Source organism: Paeniglutamicibacter sp. NPDC012692, from assembly GCF_042901625.1.
Classification (GTDB): Bacteria; Actinomycetota; Actinomycetes; order Actinomycetales; family Micrococcaceae; genus Paeniglutamicibacter.
The window spans coordinates 224,694-250,186 of the sequence record NZ_JBIBDE010000002.1; the positions used below are offsets into that span (position 1 = coordinate 224,694).

The 25,493-nt window shown below is 63.9% G+C and carries 24 protein-coding genes; 15 read left to right on the plus strand and 9 right to left on the minus strand.

Features of this window, described 5'->3' with window-relative positions; translation table 11 throughout:
- Positions 1-107 precede the first annotated feature (107 nt).
- Positions 108-1,082, minus strand: a complete 975-nt coding sequence (locus ACFY5D_RS09190) for a flavin reductase (protein ID WP_387528185.1) — start codon at positions 1,080-1,082, stop codon at positions 108-110.
- Positions 1,083-1,199: 117 nt separating this feature from the next.
- On the opposite strand from ACFY5D_RS09190, the gene ACFY5D_RS09195 reads away from it, so the two are divergent.
- From ACFY5D_RS09195 to ACFY5D_RS09230, 8 genes are all read left to right on the plus strand, one after another.
- The gene (locus tag ACFY5D_RS09195; protein WP_387528188.1) at positions 1,200-1,904 is read left to right on the plus strand and encodes a GntR family transcriptional regulator; all 705 of its coding nucleotides are present in this window, start codon (positions 1,200-1,202) and stop codon (positions 1,902-1,904) included.
- Positions 1,905-1,942: 38 nt separating this feature from the next.
- On the plus strand, positions 1,943-2,611 hold the full coding sequence (locus tag ACFY5D_RS09200; protein WP_387528191.1) for an amino acid synthesis family protein: 669 nt from the start codon (positions 1,943-1,945) through the stop codon (positions 2,609-2,611).
- On the plus strand, positions 2,608-3,159 hold the full coding sequence (locus ACFY5D_RS09205; protein WP_387528193.1) for an amino acid synthesis family protein: 552 nt from the start codon (positions 2,608-2,610) through the stop codon (positions 3,157-3,159). Before ACFY5D_RS09200 ends, ACFY5D_RS09205 begins: the two co-directional genes overlap by 4 nt.
- 15 nt (positions 3,160-3,174) lie before the next feature.
- A complete protein-coding gene (locus tag ACFY5D_RS09210) occupies positions 3,175-3,927 on the plus strand; it encodes an alpha/beta fold hydrolase (protein ID WP_387528196.1) in 753 nt (250 codons plus the stop codon).
- Positions 3,924-5,408, plus strand: coding sequence for an aldehyde dehydrogenase (locus tag ACFY5D_RS09215; RefSeq protein WP_387528199.1), 1,485 nt, complete (start codon positions 3,924-3,926; stop codon positions 5,406-5,408). The genes ACFY5D_RS09210 and ACFY5D_RS09215 overlap by 4 nt, the downstream gene beginning before the upstream one ends.
- Positions 5,409-5,422: 14 nt before the next feature.
- Positions 5,423-5,629 (plus strand): 4-oxalocrotonate tautomerase family protein, encoded by a 207-nt coding sequence (locus tag ACFY5D_RS09220; RefSeq protein WP_387528202.1) that lies wholly within the window; start codon positions 5,423-5,425, stop codon positions 5,627-5,629.
- A gap of 18 nt (positions 5,630-5,647) precedes the next feature.
- Positions 5,648-6,694, plus strand: a complete 1,047-nt coding sequence (locus ACFY5D_RS09225) for an LLM class flavin-dependent oxidoreductase (protein WP_387528205.1) — start codon at positions 5,648-5,650, stop codon at positions 6,692-6,694.
- Between the two features lie 279 nt (positions 6,695-6,973).
- Entirely contained in the window at positions 6,974-8,404 is a 1,431-nt protein-coding gene (locus tag ACFY5D_RS09230; RefSeq protein ID WP_387528207.1) for a hypothetical protein, read from the plus strand.
- 118 nt (positions 8,405-8,522) lie between these two features.
- Here the strand turns inward: ACFY5D_RS09230 and ACFY5D_RS09235 are convergent, their stop codons facing one another.
- From ACFY5D_RS09235 to ACFY5D_RS09250, 4 genes are all read right to left on the minus strand, one after another.
- The gene (locus ACFY5D_RS09235; protein ID WP_387528210.1) at positions 8,523-9,983 is read right to left on the minus strand and encodes an amidase; all 1,461 of its coding nucleotides are present in this window, start codon (positions 9,981-9,983) and stop codon (positions 8,523-8,525) included.
- A 14-nt stretch (positions 9,984-9,997) separates the two neighbouring features.
- A complete protein-coding gene (locus ACFY5D_RS09240) occupies positions 9,998-11,011 on the minus strand; it encodes a CobW family GTP-binding protein (RefSeq protein ID WP_387528213.1) in 1,014 nt (337 codons plus the stop codon).
- 14 nt (positions 11,012-11,025) lie between these two features.
- Positions 11,026-12,705: an amidohydrolase gene (locus tag ACFY5D_RS09245; RefSeq protein WP_387528216.1), complete on the minus strand. Its 1,680-nt coding sequence runs from the start codon at positions 12,703-12,705 to the stop codon at positions 11,026-11,028.
- 145 nt (positions 12,706-12,850) lie between these two features.
- On the minus strand, positions 12,851-14,152 hold the full coding sequence (locus ACFY5D_RS09250; RefSeq protein WP_387528219.1) for an MFS transporter: 1,302 nt from the start codon (positions 14,150-14,152) through the stop codon (positions 12,851-12,853).
- Between the two features lie 184 nt (positions 14,153-14,336).
- On the opposite strand from ACFY5D_RS09250, the gene ACFY5D_RS09255 reads away from it, so the two are divergent.
- A complete protein-coding gene (locus tag ACFY5D_RS09255; protein ID WP_387528222.1) occupies positions 14,337-15,266 on the plus strand; it encodes a LysR family transcriptional regulator in 930 nt (309 codons plus the stop codon).
- A gap of 198 nt (positions 15,267-15,464) precedes the next feature.
- Here the strand turns inward: ACFY5D_RS09255 and ACFY5D_RS09260 are convergent, their stop codons facing one another.
- Positions 15,465-15,824 carry a DoxX family protein gene (locus ACFY5D_RS09260; protein ID WP_387528224.1) on the minus strand — a complete coding sequence of 120 codons (360 nt, stop codon included), beginning with the start codon at positions 15,822-15,824 and terminating at the stop codon, positions 15,465-15,467.
- Positions 15,825-15,950: 126 nt separating this feature from the next.
- Between ACFY5D_RS09260 and ACFY5D_RS09265 the strand changes: the two genes are divergently transcribed.
- A complete protein-coding gene (locus tag ACFY5D_RS09265; protein WP_387528227.1) occupies positions 15,951-16,382 on the plus strand; it encodes a winged helix-turn-helix transcriptional regulator in 432 nt (143 codons plus the stop codon).
- 143 nt (positions 16,383-16,525) lie between these two features.
- Here the strand turns inward: ACFY5D_RS09265 and ACFY5D_RS09270 are convergent, their stop codons facing one another.
- Positions 16,526-17,305: a VOC family protein gene (locus ACFY5D_RS09270; RefSeq protein ID WP_387528230.1), complete on the minus strand. Its 780-nt coding sequence runs from the start codon at positions 17,303-17,305 to the stop codon at positions 16,526-16,528.
- A gap of 568 nt (positions 17,306-17,873) precedes the next feature.
- On the opposite strand from ACFY5D_RS09270, the gene ACFY5D_RS09275 reads away from it, so the two are divergent.
- The 5 genes from ACFY5D_RS09275 to ACFY5D_RS09295 all read left to right on the plus strand — a co-directional run bounded on the left by ACFY5D_RS09275 (position 17,874) and on the right by ACFY5D_RS09295 (position 23,405).
- Positions 17,874-19,220, plus strand: a complete 1,347-nt coding sequence (locus ACFY5D_RS09275; RefSeq protein WP_387529760.1) for an MFS transporter — start codon at positions 17,874-17,876, stop codon at positions 19,218-19,220.
- Positions 19,221-21,392 (plus strand): molybdopterin oxidoreductase family protein, encoded by a 2,172-nt coding sequence (locus ACFY5D_RS09280; RefSeq protein WP_387528233.1) that lies wholly within the window; start codon positions 19,221-19,223, stop codon positions 21,390-21,392.
- The gene (locus ACFY5D_RS09285; RefSeq protein ID WP_387528236.1) at positions 21,389-22,897 is read left to right on the plus strand and encodes an FAD-dependent oxidoreductase; all 1,509 of its coding nucleotides are present in this window, start codon (positions 21,389-21,391) and stop codon (positions 22,895-22,897) included. Before ACFY5D_RS09280 ends, ACFY5D_RS09285 begins: the two co-directional genes overlap by 4 nt.
- 212 nt (positions 22,898-23,109) lie before the next feature.
- Positions 23,110-23,286: a hypothetical protein gene (locus tag ACFY5D_RS09290; RefSeq protein WP_387528238.1), complete on the plus strand. Its 177-nt coding sequence runs from the start codon at positions 23,110-23,112 to the stop codon at positions 23,284-23,286.
- On the plus strand, positions 23,238-23,405 hold the full coding sequence (locus ACFY5D_RS09295) for a hypothetical protein (RefSeq protein ID WP_387529804.1): 168 nt from the start codon (positions 23,238-23,240) through the stop codon (positions 23,403-23,405). The genes ACFY5D_RS09290 and ACFY5D_RS09295 overlap by 49 nt, the downstream gene beginning before the upstream one ends.
- Before the next feature lie 421 nt (positions 23,406-23,826).
- On the opposite strand, the gene ACFY5D_RS09300 is transcribed toward ACFY5D_RS09295, so the two are convergent.
- Together ACFY5D_RS09300 and ACFY5D_RS09305 are read right to left on the minus strand one after the other, a co-directional pair.
- Positions 23,827-24,417, minus strand: coding sequence for a hypothetical protein (locus ACFY5D_RS09300; protein WP_387528241.1), 591 nt, complete (start codon positions 24,415-24,417; stop codon positions 23,827-23,829).
- A 178-nt stretch (positions 24,418-24,595) separates the two neighbouring features.
- Positions 24,596-25,252, minus strand: a complete 657-nt coding sequence (locus tag ACFY5D_RS09305; protein WP_387528244.1) for a gamma-glutamylcyclotransferase — start codon at positions 25,250-25,252, stop codon at positions 24,596-24,598.
- Positions 25,253-25,493 lie beyond the last annotated feature (241 nt).

The following is a 25,493-nucleotide window of genomic DNA, read 5'->3' on the forward strand; positions in this document are numbered from 1 at the left end:
TGCGGCCGTTGGGCATCGCATCTCTTGTCAGTACGGAACGTTCCCGGTCTTCGGTGTTGGTTTTCATGTTTCACACACCTCGTGGTCCCGGAGGGAGGAAGATGGGCCTAGAGCTCGGTGAGCTCTGCCCCGTCAAAGAAGCGACCGGCCTTGTAGACCATGGGGGCAAGCTCGGCGACTTCCGAATGCTTCACCTTGGCGATGAAGACGGTGTGCGTCTTGGCCTGGAAGCGTTCCTTGATTTCGGCCTCGATCGAGGCGGCAGACCCGTCGATCATCGGGCTGCCATTCGGGCCCTCATGCCATTGGAGGTTGGCGAACTTGTCGTCACCCTTTGAGGCGAAGATGCCCAAGGTGTCGCGCTGTTCGTTGCTCATGATGTTGATGCCCAGGTGGGTGGACTTGAACAGCGAGGAGTAGGTGCTGGTGGTCTTCTGCACGCAGACCAACACCAGCGGCGGTTCCAATGACACCGAGACATAGGAGTTTGCAGCCAGTCCGCGCGGCTTGCCGGAGTCGTCGATGGTGGTCACCACGGTGACTCCGGTGACGAACTGGCGGTTGAAGCCCTTGAGCTCCTCGAACTGGGGAATTCCGCTCAGGTCGTCGACCACCGTATCCTCGGGGGTTTCGAAGGCGGAACGCAGCGAGGGAACCCCGACATCCGCCAGCAGCTCGCTCTGGTCCCAGGTGACCTTTTCGCTCAGGATCTTCCCGTCCTGCAGCTGCAACAGGTTCGACCCGCGGGTCTCCACCGTGCTGCCGGTTGCCGGCACGCCCTGCAGGTCGTTGGTGAAGGTGCCAGTGGTGCGCCAGAAGATGGCTGCGGTGCCGGTTTCCGTGTCGATCACGATGTTGTCAATGTGAGTGGCCAGGTCCGGGAACGCCGCACGCACTTCCAGGATTTCCTGCTTCAGGTCCTGGGCGCTTGCCACGTGCTTGGACTGGGTGCTCTCGCGGCGGTATTCCGGGTGAAGCACCGCATCCAGCGCGTTGACCTCTCCGCGGTCCCATGCCGCCTCCCAAGCGGACACGAGTGCGTTCTTGGTGAGCTGAACCTGTGAATCTTGAATATCTTGCATGCATGAATCGTAGCATTCGGCGTGAGCCAGTCAACAGGTTTTCAAAAATTCTCTGAAATTACGCGAACTTGAAGGAACCTTGTTGCATGCAAGAGGAGGTGTTGCTATTGTTCTTGCATGCAAGAGAATACTTCGCTGGCATCGAAGCCGAACCAGGATTCGACCGAGCCACCACTACTTACCCGGCTGCGCCAAATGATCGTCACCGGGTCGGTGCAGCCCGGGGACCTGCTGGCCGAGACCGCTTTGGCCCAGGACTTCGAGGTCAGTCGCACCCCGATTCGCGAAGCTCTCAAGCAACTTGAGCGTGAGGGCCTTGTCGAGGTTCGAGCCCGTGTTGGAACCTTCGTCCGCAAACCAACCCAGCGGGAAATCCATGAGATGTTCCAGCTCAAGGAGGCCTTCGAGGGACTGGCTGCCGGACTGCTGGCCCGCCGCGGCCACGTGCCGGAACTCCTGATGCTGCAGGAGAACGTCGCACAGGCAACCGAAGCGGTCGAAAGGGGGGATGCGGAAAGGTACTCGCAGCTGGTGCACGAATTCCACAGCACACTGGTCGCGGGAGCGGACAACCGAAAGCTCTCGGAGCACTATGACCTGCTCATGAACCAGCTGGCCTACCATCGCATAGTCTCCCAGACGCTGAGCCTGCCCGGCCGGTTGCGCAACTCCGTAGGTGAACATCAGGCAATCATCGACGCCATCATCTCGAAGGATCCCCTGGCAGCCGAGCTGGTGATGCGCCGCCACGTCGCATCTTCAAGCCAGTCCGCGGTCTTGGCAGCGCTGCGCGAGGCCGACGACACCGCGCACGCCGAGTAGCTCCTCGGCATCCAGACCTGATAGTCAAAGGAAAATACATGAACAGCCCCCTCGCCGCCACGGCACACACCATCGATCTCAGCCAACGCTCGACGCTGCACGAGTACTCCGATATCGCCGCGGCGATCGGACTGCGCAAGATCACTTCCATCATCGAGGAAGTCCCCCACGAAACGCTCGGAACGATCACCCGGGCAACGGCCACTGCGGTGATCGCAAACCCGTGGCTTGGGACCGGAACCTCACACGACCTGGCCGACCGCACCGAAAGCATTGCCCCGCTTCTTGCCAAGCTGCTGTCCGACCGCCTCCTGGATGTATTGGGCGGTGCGGAAAAGGTCGAGGCGTTCGGCAAGGCCGCACTGGTAGGCCTGGACGGCGAGCTGGAGCATGCCGGTGCGTTGATCCATACCCCGTACTTTGGCAACCTGCTTCGCGAGGCGCTCGAGGGCACCTCGATCATCTGCTTTGTTGACGGCCGGGCAACCGCCGGGGAACAGCTGCGCGTGCCGATGTGGCACAAGAACGCCGCTGCAACCCGCAGTCACTACCAAACCATTGAACTTTCCTTGCCAGATGCCCCGCACGCCGGGGAAATCGCGGTGATCGCCGCTGCTTCCACCGGTCCGCGTCCACACGCACGGATCGGTGACCGTTCCACCGACAACCCAATCACCTCCGAAATCCTGAAGGGAATCACACTGTGAACTACCGCAAGCTCGTAACCATCATCGAAGAGACCAACGCCGAGGGCGGCCGCCCGGTTGACCCGGCGGCCCGCGTGGTCATCGTGGCAGCGATCTTCGACAACCCCTGGGCAGGCCAGGGCTTCGTCGAGGATCTCAACGAAGGCATCGACAAGGTTGCCTCCGACCTGGGTGCCCTGCTGGCGCCTCGCGTGCTCGAAGCACTGGGCGCCCCGCTTGAAGCCTACGGCAAGGCCGCGATCGTGGGACTGGACGGGGAGATCGAGCACGGCTCGGCACTTATCCACACCCTGAAATTCGGCGACCACTTCCGCAAGGCCGCCAACGCCACCACGCTGCTGCCGGCTGTCGAAAAGCGCGGTCCGGCCGGTGTGCAGTTCGACATCCCGCTCAAGCACTTCACCGACGCGACCATCCGCTCGCACCACCAGAGTGTCGAGGTGAAGATCGCCGATGCACCCCACGCCGGAGAGATCCTCATTGCGCTGGCCGGCGCCACCCAGGGGCGCCCGCAGCAGCGCCTCGCCGACCTTTCCACCGAACTGTAGGCATCCGGGGCGAAGATGACGAATTCCAAGCAAGCCACGGTGGTTCTGCTGCATGGCGTGGGTTTGGACCACACCATGTGGCGGCCCCTGCAGGAGCAGCTGGGCCGCGAATCCGTGGCGTTGGACCTGCCCGGCCACGGCCGGCAGCCGGCCCTGCGCGAACCACAGGATCTGGCCAGCCTGGCCCGGGACGTGCTGGGGCGGATGACCTCCCCCGGGCCGGTGCACCTGGTGGGCTTCTCACTCGGCGCCCTGATCGCCCAGCACATCGCTCGCTTCGCCCCCGAACGGGTGTTGACCCTCACCGCGGTGAATTCGGTCTGCCAGCGGACAGCGGAGGAATCCGCGGCCGTTGAGCAGCGCCTGGCCACCGCCGGCGACCGTTTCGAAGAGGGCGTGGACAAGGCGATCGAGCGCTGGTACCCGGCCGGGCAGAGCACGGTTCCGGCCGGGATCATTGCCGACACCCGGCGGGTGCTGGCCGCGAACGACCTGGAATCCTACCTGCACGCCTACGCCGTCTTCGCCCGCGGCGACCGCGAGATCTCCGGGGAGCTCGGCTCGATCACCCAACCAACGCTGGCCATCACCGGCGAACTGGATCCGGGCTCCACCCCGGAGATGTCCCGCCGGCTGGGGACGGCCATCCCCCGATGCAAGGTGCACATCGTTCCCGGTGCCCGGCACATGCTGCCCGTGGAGAACGCCACCGCCCTGGCGACACAGTTGAACAGTTTTTTTAGCGAGAATGAAGGAGAGCCATCATGACCGAGCGCTACATGCACTTCATCAACGGCGAATACGTCGCCCCTAGCGAAGACCGCTACTTCAGCAGCACCAACCCCGCGACGCTCGAGGAACTCTACGAAGCGGCCCGCGGCAACGCGCAGGACGTCGACCGCGCGGTGAAGGCCGCCCATGCCGCCTTCACTTCCTCGGCCTGGAGCTTGCTGAGCGCCACCCAGCGCGGCCACCTGCTGCGCCGCCTGGGCGACTTGGTCGGCGAGAACGCCGAGAAGCTGGCGATGAACGAATCGCTTGACAACGGAAAGCTGCTGCGCGAGATGCGCGGGCAGATGGCAACCCTGCCCGAGTACTTCTACTACTACGCGGGGCTGGCCGACAAGGTCCAGGGCGCGCAGATTCCCACCATGAACCCGGCGATCCTGAACTACACGCAGCGCGAGCCGCTGGGCGTGGTCGGCGCCATCACCCCGTGGAATTCGCCGTTGACCCTGACCACCTCGAAGATTGCCCCGGCATTGGCCGCCGGCAACACCGTGGTGATCAAGCCCAGCGAATACACCTCGCGCACCGTGCTGCTGCTGGCCGAACTGGCCGAGCAAGCCGGTTTTCCCGCCGGCGTCATCAACGTGGTCACCGGCTTCGGCGCCGAAGCGGGCGCCGCGCTGGTGGCCCACCCGCTGCTGGCGAAGATCTCCTTTACCGGGTCGACCGCCACCGGCTCGCACATCGCTTCCCAGGCCGCCAGCCGCTTCATCGGCTGCACCCTGGAGCTGGGCGGCAAGAGCCCGAACATCGTCTTTGGCGACGCAAATGTCTCCAACGCGGCGATGGGCGTGATCGCGGGCATCTACGCGGCGGCCGGACAGACCTGCATTGCCGGCAGCCGGGTGTTCGCCCACAAGTCGGTCTACGACGAACTGGTGGAGAAGGTCACCGCGCGTGCCCGGTCGATCGTGATCGGCGACCCGCTGGCCGATTCCACCGAGCTGGGCCCGCTGGCGTTTGCCGACCAGCTGGCGAAGGTCGCTTCCTACGTGAAGATCGGTGCGGAGGAGGGCGCGACGGTGCTGGCCGGCGGCTGCCGTCCGGAGGGGCTTGAGCTGCCCGGCTACTACTACGCACCCACGGTGCTCACCGACGTCAACAACGACATGCGGGTGGTGCGCGAGGAGATCTTCGGCCCGGTCGCCGCGATCATGCCCTTCGAGCACGAGGACGAGCTGCTCGGCATGGCCAACGACACCGAATACGGCCTGGCGGCGGGTGTCTGGACACAGAACCTGTCCCGCGCACACCGCATGGCGCGCAAGCTTGAGGCCGGCACGATCTGGGTGAACACCTACCGTGCCATGTCCCCGATGTCCCCACGCCAGGGATTCAAGAACTCGGGCGTCGGAATCGAGCACGGCCTGGAGTCCATGAACGAATACACCCGACTGAAGAGCGTGTGGATCAACACCGACGAGTCGCCGGTCGCAGACCCGTTCGTCATGCGCTCCTAGAAGGGAAAAACATCATGCCGCTGATTGACGTCTCCATCGCCAAGGGCCGCAGCCCCGAACAACTGCGAGCCCTGATGGACGCCCTGCACAACGCCGCCGTCCGCACCGTGGACGCGGCCCCGGAAAACATCACGGTCCTCGTCCGCGAGATCGAACACGAGCACTGGTCGCGGACCAATGTGACGATCGCCGAACGAAACCAACGAAACACCACCACCTAAGCCCGAAAGGCAGTAAGCATGCGCTTTTCCCTGTTTATCCACATGGAACGCTACGATGAGTCGCTCACACCCGAGCAGCACTGGGAGAACCTGGTCGAGCTGACCCAGATGGCCGAAGCCGGTGGCTTCGGCACCGTGTGGATCGGTGAACACCACTCGATGGAGTACACGGTTTCCCCGAACCCGCTTCCGCAGCTGGCCTACCTCGCGGCCAAGACCTCCACCATCCGTCTGGGCGCGGGTACCATCATCGCCCCGTTCTGGAACCCGATTCGGGCTGCCGGCGAGGTTGCCCTGCTCGATGTCATCAGCAACGGCCGAGCCGAGCTGGGTGTCGCCCGCGGAGCCTACCAGTTTGAGTTCGACCGTGTCGCAGGTGGCATGCCGGCCACCGACGGCGGTGCGCACATGCAGGAGATCATCCCCGCGATCCAGAAGCTCTGGGAGGGCGACTACGCCCACAACGGCGAGGTATGGCAGTTCCCCACCTCGACCTCGGTGCCCAAGCCGGTGCAGAAGAAGGTTCCGGTCTGGGTTGCGGCGCGCAGCCCCGAATCCCACGACTACGCCGTAGCCAACGGCTGCCACGTCATGGTGACCCCGCTGATGAAGGGCGACGAGGAGGTTGAGTCGCTGGTCGAGAAGTTCGAGACCGCGATCGCCAACCACCCCGAGGTCACCGAACGCCCGGACATCATGGTCCTGCGCCACACCTACGTCCACTCGGCCGACGAGCCGGAGGCCTGGCGCCCGGCCGCCGAGGGCATCCAGAAGTTCTACCGCACCTTCGATGCCTGGTTCGGCAACAAGAGCACGCCGGTCAACGGTTTCCTCGAGCCCAGCCCGCTTGAGAAGTTCGAGGGCCGCGCTGACTTCACCCCCGAGTCGCTGCACAAGACAGCAATGATCGGCACCCCCGGTGAAGTCGTCGAGCGTCTGCGCCGCTATGAAGACCTCGGCGTCACCGAGTACAGCTTCTGGAACGACAACTCCCTCAGCCACGAGGAGAAGAAGCGTTCGCTGCAGCTGTTCATCGACGAGGTAGTTCCGGCATTCGCCAAGTAACCGGGAACTAGCATTTCCAAGGCAGGGCACGGGTTCTTTCGGGAACCCGTGCCCTGCTACGTTTTGCCACCAAAGACAGCGCAAGCGAGGCCCTCGCTGGCGCTGACCCCGGGCACCCGCAACGGCATCGCCTCGCAGCTTGTAGACCACCTGAGGAAGTAGCCCCTGGGCGGATTGTTCCGTCTCTTGTTTTAATTTCCGATCGCCCCGACTTCACTGTCGGGGCGATCTTTTTGCCTCTGGACCTGAAGAATCCCGAATCTTCCCGAGGCCGGTGTCATGAATGGGACAACCCGCCGGACGTTGATAGGCTTTTGTGCCACACGTCACTCGGGCCTTATGCCTATGTCTTGGGGGAAATACTTGAAGAATCTCTTCCTGCGCGCCACGGCCACGGCCGTTGCTGCGCTCCTGATTACCGCGCCCGCGCTCGCGCCGGCGACCGCGGCTCCGTCCGTGCCGATCACGCATGCGGTCGCCATCGCCACGGCAGTATCCAAGGCAAAGATCACGACTTCGCCGAAGTCCGCCAGCGTGGCCAGCAGCAAGACCCACACCTTCGGCGTCAAGGCCAGCGGCAGCAAACTCAAGTACCAGTGGTACGTGAAGAAACCGAATTCAACCAAGTGGGGGAAGGTTTCCGGCTCGTCGGCAAAGACGAAGTCGCTGAAGGTCAAGGCCAGCACCGGGCTCAATGGGGCACAGTACCGCGTTGTGGTTTCGAATTCCCGGGCCAAGACGACCTCGAAGTCCGCCAAACTGACGGTTGTCACGAGCCCCAAATTCACCACCCAGCCCAAGGGGTCCACCGTCGCAGCGAGATCGAAGGTCACACTTTCGGCCAAGGCGCGCGGCGGCTCCCTCTCATACCAGTGGCAAAAAAAGAGGGGCTCGACCTGGTCGAACGTCTCGAAAGCCACCAAACCGTCGCATACGTTCACCTCATCCTCCGGCCAGTCAACCACCGATTACCGGGTACGTGTCAGCAACAAGGCCGGCAAGTCGACGTCGAGCGCCGCTAGAGTTGTTGTGGTCACCAAACCAAAAGTAAAACTACCCGGTTCACTCATAGTTGGTGCCGGGGATCCTGCGACTTTCAAGAGCACTGCAACCGGTGGAGCCTTGAGCTACCAGTGGGAACGATGGGTCGAAGGAAACAGTAGCGGCCACTGGGCAAGGATTCCCGGTGCAACCAAGGCGAACTACACGTTCACGGCGCGCTCCAAGAACGAAATGGAATCGTACCGGGTCATCGCGAGCAACCGAGCGGGCAAAACGGCCTCGGCCCATTCCGTCCTCTATGTCGATTCGTCAAAACAAGATCCCATGGCCGTGGGCCAGCTCTTTGGTCTGACCGACTGGCTCCTGGGGTTGACCGAGCCCAGCCGGAAAACCAGTGTCACCGACCCGCTGAAGAGCGAGCTCCGTGCGAAACTCTTTGTCATGAATGTTGGCGAAGAGCCGCTGGCTCCTCGCGATTGGTTGCGGATTGAGTACATCGGAAATAGCGAAGAACCTGGTGAGATTACGCGTTACCCCATCACCGGAGGATTCGTGAATATGGACGAGCTGGAGCCGGGTACGGGTGGCCTGACCGATATCGTCGTCCCCAGCATTCCAACGGCTGCCGTCAACGGCGGCGTTTGGCTGATCACCGATGAGTACAGCGACACTGAGCAGTACGTCCAGTACGTCCGGGGCTACAAGTAACCCCCTCTGGGAGACGAACGAACAAGATCGCCGTAGTCCGCCCGGCCCTTACGGGTATGGGAGGACTACGGCGATCAAGTGTTGCCCGAAATACTCTGGCTGCCCGAGATACCGGGCCTTAACAACCTGCTGGATGACCCAGCGGATCGCTGAGCGATTCGACGGCGGCGGAGATCTTGAAGACCGTTGCCTCGTCGAAGGGGTGGCCGACGACCTGGACGCTCGTGGGAACCCCCACGCCGGAGAGACCGGTCGGCATGGCCATGACCGGGCAGCGGTTGGCGATGTTGAACGGCATGGTCATGTGCGAGGCCATGTAGTTCTCGTAGTGGCCGCCCTCGAGCTCAATGCCATCGGTGAAATTGCCGTCCGCGGGCAGCATCTCCGCACCCTGGGTCGGGGTCAGCAGCACGTCGTATCCGTCCATGAGGCGCGCGAGTTCCTGTTGCATCACTGCGTCCTTGACCAGCGAGTCCACCAGGGTTCCGTGTCCGGCGGCCTCCGCGGCCTTCGCCACGAACACCTGCGCGTACCCGGATAGCTGCCCCCGGTCCCCATCGACCTCCTGAAGCAGTGCCGCGCCCATGATGGAACCAAAGTGGGAGAAGACCGTGTCGAGCACTTGGTCGACATTCCAACGGGGTTCGACCACGTCCACGACGGCACCGGCCGCGACCAGACGCGAGACCAGCAACTCGGTGTTGGCCTTGATGCTCGCTGCCACGGGGAACCCTCCGAGCGTGGGGCTGTAGGCGATGCGCACCCCGCGCAGGGAATCAGGAGTTCCGGCCAAGACATGCTGCAGGTAGTCGTCGCCGTGTTCGCCCCACGAAGCATGGTCCGACCCGTGGCGCCCGGCCATCACCGACTGCAGCAGTGCAACGTCGGCGACGCTGCGTCCCATCGGCCCGTCGCTGCGGTACCAGTCGGCGCTCAACGGCGCGGCCCCGGGAACCCTGCCGTAGGGAGCCTTGTAGCCGACCAGCCCGTTGAAGCCGGCGGGGATGCGCGTGGATCCGCCGATGTCGCTGGCCGTGGCCAGCGTGCTCATCCCCGCAGCCAGGGCGGCGCCCGCGCCGCCGGAGGATCCGCCGGGCCCTGCCGCCAGGTTCCACGGATTGCGCGTCACGCCCCACTGCTTGGAATGGGTGACGGAGGCGCAGGAGAATTCCGGGGTGGTGGTCCGGGCATGCAGCACGACGCCGGCATCCAGCACCCGCTGGACAATGGGCTGGTTGGCTTCGGGAATTTGTCCCCGTTCGACGCCCAGCCCCTGGGTGACGGGAAGTCCGGCGATCGCGTGTTTTTCCTTGGTCACCAGCGGCACGCCGAGCAGCGGCGGCAAGTCCCCGCCGCGGGCGTAGGCCTCGTCTGCAGCGAGCGCCGAGGCCGCGGCGGATTCACGCATCTCCTGGGTCAGCGCATTGACGCCAAGGGCCGTCAGCGGGTTGGTGCGGTCGATCTGAGCAAAGTGGTCCGCGAGGACCTCGCTGGGCTTGTACTCACGGCGGCGGTATCCGTCCAGCAGGTCGGTGGCGGTTGCAAAGCACAGGGTTGTGTCGGTGTTTGAAGCGGTCATGGGGAAGATTCCTTTCACTGATTAACAAGATTGGGTAGGTCTGCGCTGCGCTTTCCGAGCAACGGGTGGGTTTCCGGGACCCCGATCGGACAGTTTTCCCGACCGGGCATCGTCACCAGGGCAATACCCACCGCATCGAGCAGTTCAGTCCGGGCTCTCTCCAGATCGGCAATTCGGTCGGCCCCTGCTGAGATCAAGACCAATCGGGCGGCGGCGGGCGCCGGGGCACCCGGTACCCTCTCGCTGACCTCGACGCGACCAGCGGCGAGGTGCACCTCATGCCAACGGTGTGCCGCGTCCTGGACGATGCCCTTGGCACGAACCAGCCTTTCCGACTGGGCGGACAAGGCCCGTTGCAGCGAATCGACATCGATCGGGCCGGGCACCGCAACAGTGCAGGTGGAATGGACGTCGGTATGTGCGTCGTCCACCACGGAACCGGCCGCCGCGGATGGACGTACTTCGGAAGCAAATAGCTGAGCGGCGGTGAGTCGGGGGTCCACCGGATCTTGCTGCACCACAAACGCTTGCGGGGCAGCCGAATCACATGCCGCCAGCGCCTCAGCGACGTTCCCCGGCATTGCCAGGTCCGTCTTGGTGATCAGGACGAACTCTGCCGAACCCAGCTGCCGTCGAACCGTATCGGCCACGTACTGATCGTGCGACAAACGCACGATGGCGGTCGCATCGGCGCAGACGACCACCGGGCCCGGGGCAAAGCCCGGGTAGCTTCGCCAAGCTGCCAATTCGCCGGGGTCTCCCACCCCGCTGACCTCGCAAATGACATTGTCCAGATCCCTGCGTTCGGCCAGTGCCCTCATGGTGCGCGAAACGTCGTCGCTGAGTTGGCAGCAAATACACCCGTTGCTCAGCTCGATCGTGCCGCCTTCCGCCGAAAGGATGAGATCGGCGTCGATGTTGACGCTGCCGAAGTCGTTGACCACCACGGCGGTGCGGCCCGGCAGCGCACCGGAAAGCAGCCGATTGACCAGGGTGGATTTCCCGGAACCCAGGTAGCCGCCGATCAATCCCAGCCGGGGAGTCACTGTGTGCCGGCCATGACCGGAGCGGCGACATTGCTGGCATGGTGACGCCCGCCCACCATGGTGCCGTAAACATGGATCTCACCGATCCGGGCGGCCGGCACTTCGAGTGGATCCTCGGCCAGAACCGCAACATCGGCAAACTTTCCCGCTTCCAGCGACCCGACCTCGTGGTCCATCTTCAACATGTACGCGCCGCCGAGGGTGACAGCTTCCAACGCATCCTGGGCACTGATTCGTTCGTGTTCACCCATGACCCGCCCGGAGACCGTCAACCGGGTGGCGGCATGCTTCATGGTGCGCAGCGGGCCCAGCGGCGTCACGGGTGAATCCGAGTGCAGGGAAATCGGGACCCCGTGACGCAGCGCGGTGGCCGCAGCGTTCATCCGGGCCGCCCGGTCCGGACCGACGGTGAGATCCATGTGCTGGTCGCCCCAGGCCCAAATGTGGTTGGCAAAAATGTTTGCGCACGCGCCCAACGCGGCCAGACGGCGGTACTGTGCACGGGTGCTCAGCTGTGAATGGGTGGCGGTGTGGCGGTGGTCCGGCCTCGGGTACTTGGCGAGGATGGCTTCGAGCGTCTCAATGAACAACTGGGTTGTCTGGTCGCCGTTGCAGTGGACGTGGACCAGGATGCCGGCGCGGTGGAATGTTTCAAACGCCTCGTGGAATTCCTCGGGGCTGACGGCCCAAATCCCGTTGGGCTGTCCACCGTAGTAGCCCGGCTCCAGAAGCCGGGCAGTGAAGCCCTGGATCGTGCCGTCCAGCATGAGTTTCACGTTGCCGAATCGCAGTTTGTCGCTTGAGAGTCCACGCAGGTGCACCAACCGCTTGGCAGCATCCTCAAATGACAACGCCACCTTCCCGAGGCCCAGCCCGAAGTGGAACACGTTGAGCCGTGCCGGGAATTCTTCATCGACCGCGGATCGGTAGACGTCCAAGCCTTCATCGTCCATCAGGAGTTGTGATCCCAGGTCGGTCAGGGTCGTGGTTCCCGTGTTCACCCCATCTTGGGCGAAGGCCCGCAATGCATCGGGGTTCGTGTACATCACGCCACGGCCTTCGGTCAGTGGTGCAACCAGGGCAATGGCCACCATTTCCTGGAGTTCCCCGGTGGGGTTGCCCTGCTCATCCTTGACGACGCCGATGACGTTGGTGCCGGAATCAATTCCGAAGGCGTCCAGCGCCACGGAGTTCACCGAACTCGAGTGTCCACTGGAATGCGTGATGTGAATGGGACGGGTGGTCGAGACCCTGTCCAGGTGCTTCGCCGAAAGCCGCTCCCCCGGGAAGTAGATGGGATCCAGCCCCCACGCCAGCAAGGGGGCGCCGGGATCCTGCAACTCGCCATCGGCCTCGATCAGCCGCGCGATGACATCCTCTATGGTCAGGCAACCGGGCCAGCGCTTTCCGCCGGGATCGGTGCGATCCACCAACCCGACATAGGTGTCGTTCCACATGTTTCCCGTTCCCGCATGACTGTGGGATTCAACGAAGCCCGGAACCAGAACGGCATCCGTGTAGCGTTCATCGAGAACCGCACCCGGGTACGTCAGCAATTCGGCCACGGTGCCAAGCGCGCGGATCCGTTCGCCGCGCACCGCGATGGCCTCCGCCGTCGGCCGTGCCGGGTCCATGGTGCGGATCATTCGGGCGGGATAAACAATGGTGGGTTCCATGGAAGAGCAGCTGCCTTTCGCTAAATCTGAACTTGGTGCGGATAGTGAAATACCGATCGGCCTGCACCGGACACCTTGCGGGAACGCGAAACGATTTCGGGCTTTCGCAAGGTCCCGGCGACCAGTCCGATCGGGCCGAGCGGTTCTATTGCTGGTTGACGAGTTCGGATTTTTCCGGGCTGGCCTTGCCGAGCAGAGGGTGGGTTTCCGGGACCCCGCCGAACCGGACCACGAGGAAGACGATCGCGGCATAGATAGCCAGGTAGATACCCGGCGAAATCGCCGATCCGGTTGTCTCGACCAGCCAGGTGCCGACCAACGGTGCGGTGCCGCCAAGCAATGCGTAGCCGACGTTGTAGCTCACGGCCGCGGAGGTGAACCGGGTCTTGGTCTGGAATATCTCCACGAAGATCGTGGCGCTGCCGGCGCTGTAGACCAGCAACGGCAGGATGTAGACCAGCTGGCCGAGTAGCGCGATCCCGACGTTGCCGCTGGTGATCAGCAGGAACGCTGGAATCACCAGGATGACCACGCCGGCCGAGCCCACCAGCAGCATCGGGCGGCGTCCGATCTTGTCGCTGAGCAGCCCGGCGAACGGGGTGGCCAGCGCCATGATCGCCATGATGATTGCGTTGAGTCCCAGCGATTGGGCTCGGCTCAGGCCTCCGGCCGTCTGCAGGAAGGAGACGAAGTAGCCGGCCAGGTAGTAGAAGGACAGTGCCGTCAGGCCGCAGACAAGTGCAACTTGGACCATGCGCACACCGTTGGTACGGAAGGCCTCGCGGATCGGGCTGTATTCCTTGGCTTCCGATGCTTGGAGCACCTTCTGGAATTCCGGCGACTCCTCGGTGCGGCTACGGATCCAGAACCCGAACACCGACAACGGCAACGCCAATAGGAACGGGATGCGCCAGGCCCATTGTTCGTATCCATCCGGGCCGAAAACCACGTTCAGCCCGAGGATCAGTCCGCCGGCGAAGACGCCCGGAAGCGCAGTCGCGGCAATGGTGATGCAGAGCCACAGTCCGCGCCGTTCCAGCGGAGCATGTTCCAGCACGAAGGCCGGCGCCCCGACGGATTCCCCGCCGGCAGAGAAGCCTTGGATGAGTCGGAAGAACACCAGCAGGACCGGTGCCGCGATCCCGATGGCTGCGTACGAAGGCATGAGTCCGATGCCGACCGTCGCCAGGCCGATGCCCATCAGGGTGATGAACAGGACCGGCCGACGGCCGATGCGGTCGCCCAGCGCGCCGAAGAACAGCCCGCCCAGCGGACGGATCAGGAAGGCCACGCCGAAGGTGGCGAAGGTTGCCAGCATTGCGGTGAACGTCGATCCCTTGGGGAAGAAGTGCGTCGCCAGGATCAAGGCACTGAGCCCGTACAGGCTGAAATCGTAGAACTCGATGAACTGGCCGACGGCGCCGCCTGCCAGAACCCGCTTCTGCATCGATCCGGACCGTACGGTCCGGGTATCGGCACGCGGTGAGGGTGATTGACCCACTAAAGCCTCCAATGAATCTCGGTATTTTGCTGTGATGACCACCACAGTTTGTGTCGATCTCGGAGTGGCTGTCCAATCAATGCTTTTTCGCGCTAGCATTGCCAAAATCAATGCAAAGGAGAATCGGCCAGTGCTCGATGACGCAACGATCGTCCAGTTGGAGTATTTCCGCACCGTGGTCCGACTGGGAAGCCTGACGCGTGCGGCGGAGGCGTTGAGCGTCACCCAGCCGACGTTGTCGACGGCCATTACGCGCCTGGAGCGGCAGTATCGCGTCCAGCTGCTGGCACGCATCCCGCGCAAGGGCGTCGAGCCGACGCTCGCGGGCAGCCGGTTGCTGTCGGCATTGGAGCCCCTGCTGGATTCGGTCGGGCGCCTGGGATCGATCGCCCGGGGCACGGACGATCCGCTGAAGGGTGAATTGAGTGTGGGCATTTATGCCCCGTTGGCCCCGTTCTATTCCCCCACGATCGTGTTGGAGGCTGCGCGGCTCATGCCGGGGATAACGTTGACCGTGACCGAGGGCGACCTGGACGAACTTCCCGAGGCATTGCGTCGACGGCAGCTCGACGTGGCACTGATGTACGCCGACGAGCTGACCCCCGACTTCGGCATCGCCCCGCTGCGATCCATTGCACCCCACGTCGTCGTCGCCGAGGACCACCGACTGGTTCGAGCGGGCCGCACCTCGGTGTCCCTGCACGAGCTGGCCGATGAACCGGCGGCGTTCCTCTCGATCTCGCATTCATTCAATCGCTACATGAGCTATTTCCGGGCATTGAACATCACGCCGAACATCAAATACACCTCGCCCAGCTACGAGGTGATCCGTTCCTACGTCGCCTCCGGGCTTGGGTACTCGCTGCTGCACCACGAACACCTGACACACCAGACGCACTGCGGCCGAAGCCTGGTCCCGCTGCGGATCGAGGAGGATGTCCCGGATTCGCAACTATGTGCGGTGACCCCTACCCGGGACCAAGCCCCGGCACGGACGGCGCACCTGATCGAAGTCATCGACAATGTGGTGCAACAGTTCGCCTCGCGCGCCCCGCGGTAGGGTCGCACGCGGGAGGCTCGTTGCAGCGGAACCGGCCCGCCGCTTCATTGGCAAATAAAACGATCCACCCCGACCTCCGAGATCAAACGGAGATGGGGCGGATCGGCGAATGCCGCTCCGGGAAGCAGCCGGGGCACGCGCAGATCGCTGGGCCCGTCGTTGGTGCACCGGGTGCGAGCGGCCCGGTGTCCGTCGCACTTACGCGATAACGATCCAGCCGATCGCGACAACCAGTGCGACAATGCCGAGAACCAGGCTTGGAACGATGGGTTCCTTGCGGCGCACGTGAAGGGCCGTCGCAACGATCATCGTCACCAGAAGACCGACGGCGGCAACCGGAGTGAGCCACGGGGCGATGCCGGTCGCTGCCGGCAGAATCAATCCGATGGCTCCGAGCACCTCGACAATGCCGATTCCCTTCAGCTGTCCGGGGGTCACGGTTTCCACCCATTCCATTTGTTCGCGAATGCCGGCGTACGGCTTCACGACTTTCATGGTCCCCGCCATGGCGAAGAGTGCTGCAAAAATGCCTGTTACTACCCAAAGTGCGATGTACATAAAGTCCTCCAAAGTCATTAGTTACTAATAGTGCATAACGCACCAACTGTTAGGGTATTCCCCAGAGGACTGCCGCACTTCTACGTTCGTTACGCACCTTGAGGTGCGTATTGGAAGGGAACAGACATGAAAAGCGATCCGCCACAAGCGCAAGCACCCGAATCGATCCACGCGATTGGCGACACCGACGGCGTGGCGATGTGCAGCACGAGTAATCCCGCCAGCCGAGTGATCCGCGAAGTTCTGGCGCGCGTCGGCGACAAGTGGAGCTTGTTGGTGATCGGGCTCTTGCACGACGGCCCCCGCCGCTTCACGGATATCCAGCGCAGTGTCGACGGGATCTCGCACCGCATGCTCACCCAGACGCTCCGGAGTCTCGAACGGGACGGACTCGTCACGCGCACGAGCTACCCGGAGATCCCGCCCCGCGTCGAGTACGCAACGACGCCGCTCGGCCGCTCCTTGAGCGAACCGGTGATCGGCCTCGTGGGATGGGCGGCAACCAACCACCGCGAGATCCTGGATGCACGCGCGGCGTTCGACGGGCCCGACGCCTAAACAACCGCGGTTCGGATGCGGGCGCCGGAAGTGGACGGCTTTCGTTCCGGCCCCACGATGCCTGGCAACCGGCGGATTCCGGACACAAACAAGGCCGGCCGCGACCCCGTCTGGGATGCGGCCGGCCTTGTTCCAGACCGGGACTACCCCTGCTTGATCTCCTGGGTGATCCAGAACGGCGCACCGGTGACGTCGGTGAGCGCCGCGTTGCGGCCAAAGGGAGTGTCCTCGGCCGGCTGGATGACGGTGCCACCGCGGGCCAGGGTCTTTTCGATGGTTTCATCCGCGTTGTCGACGGCGAAGTAGACGTGCCAGTTCGCCGGTGCCTCGGCCGGGAGGAACGAGCTGGCATCCATGATTCCGGCCTTGGCTTCCTCATTGGCGCCAAGGGTGGAGTAGCGGAACTCGTCGGTGTCGCCCACGACGTTGATGTCCCAGCCGAAAACGTCCTGGTAGAACTTCACAGCGGCCGGGAAGTCGCGGGTGAAGAGCTCGTGCCAGGCCGGAGCACCGGACTCGGCGACGAGCTGGTAGCCCGTGTGGCCGCCGAATTCCCAGAGCCCGACGCTGGCTCCGCCGGCATCGCCGATCATCGCCATCTTGCCCTGTTCCGGCACCTCCATCGGCGGCATGTAGACCGCGCCGCCGTTGGCAGCCGCGGCGTCCACCGCAGCGCCGATGTCATCCACGCGCAGGTACGTCGACCAGACATCCGGGTACCCGGACTGTCCGTCGTTCATCATGAGGCCGGCGACGGGCTTCCCGTCCTTGAACGCCATGGTGTAGCCGCCGTACTTCTCCTGGTCACCGACCTCGTAGGTCCATCCGAAAAGCTCGGAATAGAAGTCCATCGAGCGCTGGGGATCGGCGGTCATCAGGTCGATCCAGCATGGCGATCCGGAGGTGATGTCTGGCTTGGGCATGTGTTTTCCGTTCCGTGAGTAGGGGGTCCGTTCCAGAGGCGAGTCTATGTCCGGGTCTGGTGCGAGGCAATGAACTTTTGGACATATTCCCTTGAACTTTTGCCCCTGATACCGGTGGGCCGTGTCGCCTCCGGCTAGGTCTTTTTCCTCGGTGCCAAGACGACAACGTGACTCGTGCCCGAGCGTATCCGCCCGGCCCGACACTTTCATGGCGTTGCCCCGCGACCCGCGCGCACCACTGCCGCATGGAGACCGCCCCTTCCTGCCTCAGTGCACGTCGCGGTAAGACTTCCCGGGGATCCCCGCATGGGACATGCCGGCCACAGGCCCTGCCGCTCGGAACTTCCGACCGCGTTTCCAACAGGTTTCGGGGGCCTCCCGCTTTGTATTGTGATCGTGATTTCCATTTACCCTTGGCGCAACAGCAACTGCGCCTCGGTGAAATCCCGCTCTGGAATGCTCAACAGCATCAACCACGAGTGAAAGGGAACGATTCGCTTTGAGCACCCAGCTAGAGTCCGAAACGCAAACGATCGGCACCGTCACAGCTCCCACAACTTCCCTCGCTATGGCCAAGGGACGGTGGGTCAGCAATTGGGACGCCGAAAACCCCGAATTTTGGAACAGCGTCGGTCGCTCCACTGCCGCAACCAACCTCCGCTGGTCAATATTCGCCGAGTTCCTGGGCTTCGTCGTATGGCAGCTCTTCGCAATCGTCGCGGTCTACCTGCCGAAAGCCGGATTCGATTACAGCACCACCCAGCTCTTCTGGTTGATCTCGATGCCCAGCCTCGTCGGCGCAACCCTGCGGATCCCCTACACCTTCATGGTCGCCCGCTTCGGGGGACGTAACTGGACCGTCGTCTCCGCCCTGTTGCTGCTGATCCCGGCAGGCGGCCTGGCCCTGGCCGTTTCCGACACCAGCACCCCCTTCTGGGTCATGCTGACCCTGGCCGGGCTCGCAGGGTTCGGCGGCGGCAACTTCGCCTCCTCGATGGCCAACATCACCTACTTCTACCCGGCATCGCAGAAGGGCTGGGCCCTCGGGCTAAACGCCGCGGGCGGGAACCTCGGCGCGGCGGTGGCCCAGCTGCTGGTGCCGATCGCCATCACCGTCTTCGCCGCCGGCTCGTTGCAGCTGCCGATGGCCGGCATCATCTGGATCCCCTTGATCCTGGTGGCCGCGTTCGGCGCCTGGCGCAACATGCACAACCTGAGCACCGCCCGGTCGGACGTGCGCGGCGCGCTGGCATGCCTGCGCGAAAAGCACCTCTGGATCATCGCCACCCTCTACATCGGCACCTTCGGATCCTTCATCGGATTCTCGGCCGTGTTCCCGAAACTCATCGCCGACACCTTCACCGGATACTCCGCCTTCCAGCTGGGCACGGCCACGATTTCTCTGGCCTTCCTCGGTCCCCTGGTCGGTTCGCTGGCCCGTCCCTTCGGCGGGAAACTGGCCGACCGGTTTGGCGGCGCGAGGATCACCCTCGGCGCCCTGACCGTCATGGCAACGGTGACCGTCGGATTGGTGCTGACGCTCGCGCACGCCAATTTCTGGCTCTTCCTCGCGCTCTTCCTGGTGCTCTTCACGGCCAGCGGGGTCGGCAACGGCTCGACCTACCGGATGATCCCTGCGGTCTTCGCGTTGCGCGCCACGACGGCATCCGACGGCGCCGGCAGGAACGTCGAGGTGGGCGCCGCCCGCAAGGCGGCCGCGGCACTCGGTCTGGTCTCGGCCATCGGAGCCTACGGCGGATTCCTGGTCCCGCAGGCCCTGGGCCTCTCGATCTCGCTGCGCGGCTCCTACACCCCGGCGTTCTGCATCTTCGTCGCGTTCTATGTTGCCCTCATGGCCGTGACATGGTTCTGCTACGTTCGCCGCGGCACAGAGTTCGCCACACAAGGAGTCTGAATGAGCATTCCGACCGAGGCCGGACACGTCCACCAGCCCACCGACACCCATTGCCCCTACTGCGCACTGCAATGCGGCATCATGCTGGAGCCGACGCCCGATGCCGGCGAACCGGTGCGGCTGAGCGGGAGGAACTTCGAAACCAACGGCGGCGCCCTGTGCCGCAAGGGCTACAGCGCGACGAGGCTGCTGCGGCACGCCGAAAGGCTGGACACTCCCCTGTTGCGCCAGCCCGACGGCGGCTTCTCGCCCATCGGCTGGGACGAGGCGCTGGATCTGGTGGCCCGACGGGCCGCGGGAATCCGTGCCGAGCACGGGGCCGATGCCGTGGCGGTCTTCGGAGCCGGCGGACTGACCAACGAGAAGGCCTACCAGCTGGGGAAGTTCGCCCGGCTGGCCCTGGGCACCTCGCGCATCGACTACAACGGCAGGTTCTGCATGTCCTCCGCGGCAACGGCCGGAAACCGCGCGTTCGGGCTCGACCGCGGCCTTCCCTTTCCGCTGGCGGACCTGGACGGGGCCTCCATGATCCTGATGCTGGGATCCAACGTTGCCGACACCATGCCCCCGTTCGTGCGGCATCTTCAGGGTGCCCGCACCTCCGGCGGGCTGGTCGTGGTGGACCCCCGCCGCTCGGCGACGGCCGAGCTCTGCGCCAACGGCGCGGGCTGGCACCTGCGACCGACACCGGCCAGCGACCTGCAACTGCTCCTGGGCCTGGCCCACGTGCTCCTCACGGAGTCGCTGGTCGACCACGACTATCTGGAACGTCGGACCAACGGCCTGGGCGCGCTGCGCAGCTCGCTGGCGCAGTGGTGGCCCGAACGGGTCGAATCGGTCACGGGCGTTCCCGCCGGCGAGATCCGGCGCACCGCCCGTGCCCTGGCCATGGCGGCGAGGGCGGCGAAAACCGGCGGCGGGCCCGTCTACGTCCTGACCGGTCGCGGCGTGGAACAGCACGTCAACGGCACCGACACCACCACGGCCGCGATCAACCTCGCCCTGTTCCTGGGATTGCCGGGCACCGCCGCCGGCGGGTTCGGCACCATCACGGGGCAGGGCAACGGCCAGGGCGGGCGCGAACACGGACAGAAATGCGACCAGCTGCCCGGCTACCGCAAGATCACCGACCCCGCCCACCGCGAACACGTGGCCAGGGTGTGGGGCGTGGACCCGGAAACCATTCCCGGTCCCGGAGTGCCGGCCACCGAATTGCTGCACACCCTGGGCACCGAGCACGGCGCACGCATGCTCATGGTGCACGGATCCAACCCGGCGCTCTCCTCGCCGGACGCCGCCAACGTGATCGCGGGGTTGCGGCGTCTGGACTTCCTGGTGGTCTGCGACTTCTTTCTGTCGGAGACCGCGGCCGAGGCCCACCTGGTGCTCCCGGTGCTGCAGTGGGCCGAGGAGGAGGGCACCATGACAAACCTGGAGGGACGGGTGCTGCGGCGGCGTGCCGCGCTGGACGCACCGGAGATGGCGCGCAACGAATTGTGGATCCTCGCCGAGCTGGCCCGGCGGCTGGACTCCCCCGGGACATTCTCCGCCGATGCCCGCGAGGTCTTCGAGGAGCTGCGCCTGGCCTCGGCCGGCGGCTTGGCCGACTACTCCGGGATCGACTGGGACGACCTCGACGCGGGGGCGGCGGTGTACTGGCCGTGCTCCCCCGAGCACCGGGTCTCCCGCGAACCCGGGCGGCGTTCGGGCACCCCGCGACTCTTCCTGGAAGGCTTCGCCCACCCCGATGGCAGGGCCGTGATGGTCCCCGTCCACCAGACCCCGCCGCCCGAGCCCGCCCACCAACCCGGCATGGTCTCCCTGGTCACCGGCCGGTTGCTCGAGCACTACCAAACGGGCACGCAGACACGCCGCGTGGCGGAACTGGACGCGGCGGCGCCCGAGGCGTTCCTGGAAATCCACCCGGCCACCGCCCTGGCGCACGGCATCGCCGACGGGCAGCGCGTTGCGCTGGCCAGCGCCCGCGGCCGGATGGTGGCCCGCGCCAAACTCACCGCAGGGATCCGGCTGGACACGGTGTTCCTGCCCTTCCATTTCGCCGGCACCAACAACGCCAACCTGCTGACCCCGGCCCTGGTCGACCCGCTCAGCGCGATGCCCGAGTTCAAGCACGTCCCCGTGTCGCTGTTTCCCCTGGAGGAGGAGTCATGACGCCAAACACCCCTGAACGCATCGTCGTCATCGGGTTCGGCCCCGTGGCCGCCTCCCTGGTGGAGGGCCTGCTCCCCGGTGTCGCCGACGGCAGGATCCACCTCACCGTGGTTTCCGCCGAAAAGCACCTTGCCTACAACCGGGTGCTGCTTGCCGAGTTGGCGGTTGGCGCCACCGAGGCCGGGCACCTGAACATGGTCGACGAACAGCGGCTGCGGCAGGCCGGCGTCGACTTGCGCCTGGGCGCCAAGGTCACGCGCGTGGACCGGTCACGACGCCAGGCGCGTCTGGAGGACGGCGGGGCGCTCCCCTACGACCGGCTGGTTTTTGCCACCGGTGCGCGGCCGGTGATCCCGACCCTGCGCGGAGTGAACTTCGAGCCGCACGTCGAGGCCCGGTTGCCCCGCGGGATGCTTGCCCTGCGCACCATCGAGGACGCCACGGCATTGAACCAAGTGCTTAAACGTGAGGGCCGGGTGCTGGTGCTTGGCGGCGGAATCCTCGGCATCGAGGCGGCCCTGGCCATGGCCAAGGCCGGGCACCGTCCGGTGCTCATCCACCACGGCGAGGCGCCGCTGGGCCGCGTTGTGGATGCCGACGGCGGGATGCTCCTGGCCCGCGGCCTGCGTGCCGCGGGCATCGAGGTGGTTTCCGGCGTCCGTGCGACGGGCGTGGAAAAGGACGAGAAGGGATTCACCGGGCTGGTGACCGAAGGCCACGGGGTGATCCCCGGCGATGCCCTGCTCATCTCGACGGGTGTCCGGGCTCGCACCGAACTGGCCTCGGGGTGCGGATTGAAGGTGAACCGCGGGATCCAAACCAACGAATACCTCGTTGCCGATACCGAGAACCGGATCTTTGCGATCGGTGACTGCGCGGAGGTTGCCGGCCGGGCGCCGGTCGGGCTGTTGGCCCCGGGCTGGGCACAGGCCGGCTGGTTGGCGAGCTTCATGCTCACGCACCCGGCACCGCGCCCGGATGCCCCCGCCGAGCCCATGGATGCGTCGATCGTTCCGCCGGTCCAGCATTCCTCGGACGTGTTGATGCTCAAGGGGCAGGGGCTGGAGGTGACGGCGGGCGGAAACGTCTCGGCAGGCCTCTGGGATGACGGCGAGGACCAGGTGACGGTCTTCGCCGACCCCGCGGAGGGCCGCTACCTGAAACTCGTCACCAGACAGGGTGTTCCCACCGGTTTCCTGGCCATGGGGCTGCCCCGGACCAGCGCCGAACTGGTGCTGGCCTACGAGCGCGGCAGCGTCCTGCCGCAGGACCGTTCGACCCTGCTGCGCCTGGATGACCCGTGCGCGCTGGAGATGCCGGTGGCCGCGGGGCCCGATGACCAGTTGTGCCGCTGCTCGGGAGCGACGCACGGGCAGGTGGCCCGGGCGGTGGAGGACGGTTGCCTGACGGTGGCCGAGGTGGGCGATGCCTGCCGCGCGGGCACCGGATGCGGCGGCTGCCGCGCCACGATCGAGGCGATGCTCAGGCTTCCGGTTCCCGCCTGACATTGGGCGAGCGCGGCCGGCTGCACACGCCGATGATGGCGGTACTCGACGCACCAGCGAACGTGGTTCGCTGGTGCGAGTTACCTGGGTGTGTATAGTCACAACGGATCCCGCGGCATCATCGTTTCCGCGTTCTTCCAGTCCTTCAACCAGGGTGTGGAGGCCCATGGGAGAAGAGCACATCCAAGCTGTGGGGTGCAGCCAATATCCGCGTGGCCGGATCTGGCTTGTCCGATGACAAGTTCCTGCCGTTCCTTCCCCAGCTCACCGGCGACCGGGATGTTCAGAAAAGCTCGTCAAGCAGTGGTAAACACGGTGGATCCGTCTACGCGAACCCATCATGGATGTGGCAGATCTGGCTGCCCTGCCACGGGGACGAGCGATACTGACCAGCTCGGGCATGCCCGCCGGCTTGATCGAGCTGGAAGATTTCTCCCAGAAGCCCGACGCATATGACGTGTTGCAATCCCAAGCCTATCGCGAGGGAATTACCGTCAAGAACGGCTAGCGCCAGATCGCGCCCGAATCTGGAAACTACCGGCAACTCAGTATCAAGACCCTCCTTGGAGTGCGTTCGGTCTTGTTTTCGCCTAAGCAGTGGCGTCGTGGCAGGCCTGGCCTAGTCCACTTCGGTGACAGGTCGCCCAGACATATCGGGGCAGGACTGCGCTGGTCAGTGCTCGGTGACAGTAATACTGATGGCGGCACTCTTGTGGCGTGATCGCTGGTTTCCAGACACGGTTATTCAGCTGTCCGAATGTGCCGAGCTACTCGATGTAATCATGCTTTTGCGTCCGATACCGGCCGGAAGAAACTCTGGGCATCGGCCAGACACAATGAACTGTGCCGAGCCAATGCCCAGAGAACAAATCAGATACTTCACCTACAAGTACCGGACTAAGAAAACAGACCCTGATACAAACAAATGACTAAAAGTTCCATGCCCATCCGCCAAAGCCATCATTGTCATAGACAATCCTGCCGTGCTTGGTCGGCGAATCAAGGATGATATATCCCTCATCCACTGACCCGCTGATTACGCCGATGGCCGCCACGGGCTGGTAATCGCAGCTCATGGCTTCCCCCGTTCCCTGCTCGATGGAATCGGTAGATCCAGCTGGTTCAATCTTGAATGAATACGGGCTTGTGTCCATTGAAGTGTCTGTCACTCCAGCGACTTTATCTGCTTCCTTGGTTAGTTCAGAGCGGATTTTTACCGCCAGAAAGTACCTGTGCTTTGGCTTGATGCGCACCCCGTCGCCCAGGCTTGAACATGAATCCATGACCTTGACCGACTTCACCGCCAAGGTCATGTGTGGCTTGTCAGCATCCTTTTGAATCATGGAACCGGTCTCCCCAAGCTCCTTGATGATGTTCCCATTATGGTCAAGCTTGTTCTTCTGCCCCGTCTGCGGATTGGTCAGGACCGGTTGGGGTCGCTTTTCCTGGGACGGCGATGGTTCCGGAGCACCTGTGACAGGCATGGTTGCACTTTGCGTTGTTCCGTTGCCACTAGACATCTCTGGACTCAATGATGAACTGGCCGTTGGAGATGAGATTTGGGAACTGCCGGGAGCACTCTGAGGTTCCGCCGTTTTGGAGCAACCAGACACGGACAAACCGACGACACAAACAGCCACCATCACGAAATGCCATCGGCTCTTGGTGCTTCTCTGAAACTTCAAGATCGCTGCCCCCTTATGCATAGAGGTCCCCGCTTTTAATCGCTGTTCCATGCTTGGTCAAATGCGCTTTCGCGACTGCTGCAGTGGAAACTGGATAGCTCCAGGATTTTGTGCCATCGCTTGCAGTTGCCTTGTTCCGTTGGTAGAAACGGACAAGAGTACTACCGGACCTTACTTTGAGGTTGAACTCGAGTGCATCAACTCTGGCTAGGGTGGATGTCCAATCGCTGGCCTTGAAGCTTAGCTGATCTGCCACAACAGTCTTTGACGAGTTCGCGGTGGTAGCACCGTAAGTTTGCTTACCAAACTTGACGTTGTAGAGAGCATGTCCCTTGATCTTCGTTGACTGGCGTGCTTCTGCATTGCTCACGCGACTCCAATTCGGCTTCTTGTATCGGAGTGTGCCGTAGACAAGAAAGGATCGCGTGTTTTCAGTGGTCAAGTCATTTGCCGCAACGACCCGGCCGGTCTTTGAGCCATAGGTGACTCGCGACCAAGCACCTTTGACCTGTGAAACTTTGACCTTTTTTCCGGACGTCGGAATGGTGGCAACGACAGATGCACTTGATGAATTCGTAGATCGCATTGGCACCTTATCTTTTTTGGTCCAACGCCCATAACTCACAATGCCCGGATTTAGTGGAGGCGGCGTCACTGCGAAGGGCGACATCGCCGGTGACGAGGGGGCTCTTCAGCTGCGGTTTGTTCCTCTAGAGAATCCTCGCTAGGGGCCGGCGTCTCGTCTTCGGTCTTTATTGAAGAATCATCGGAAATGGGCCCGGCCGGCATCAGTACGTCGTCTGAGGGACTTTGCGAATCCGTCAACTCGAAGTCATCAGTGGGATCCGCTGGTTCAATATCACCATCACCCGTTGTCATTCCGAGTGGATTCTCCTGGTCACGCTTCTCAG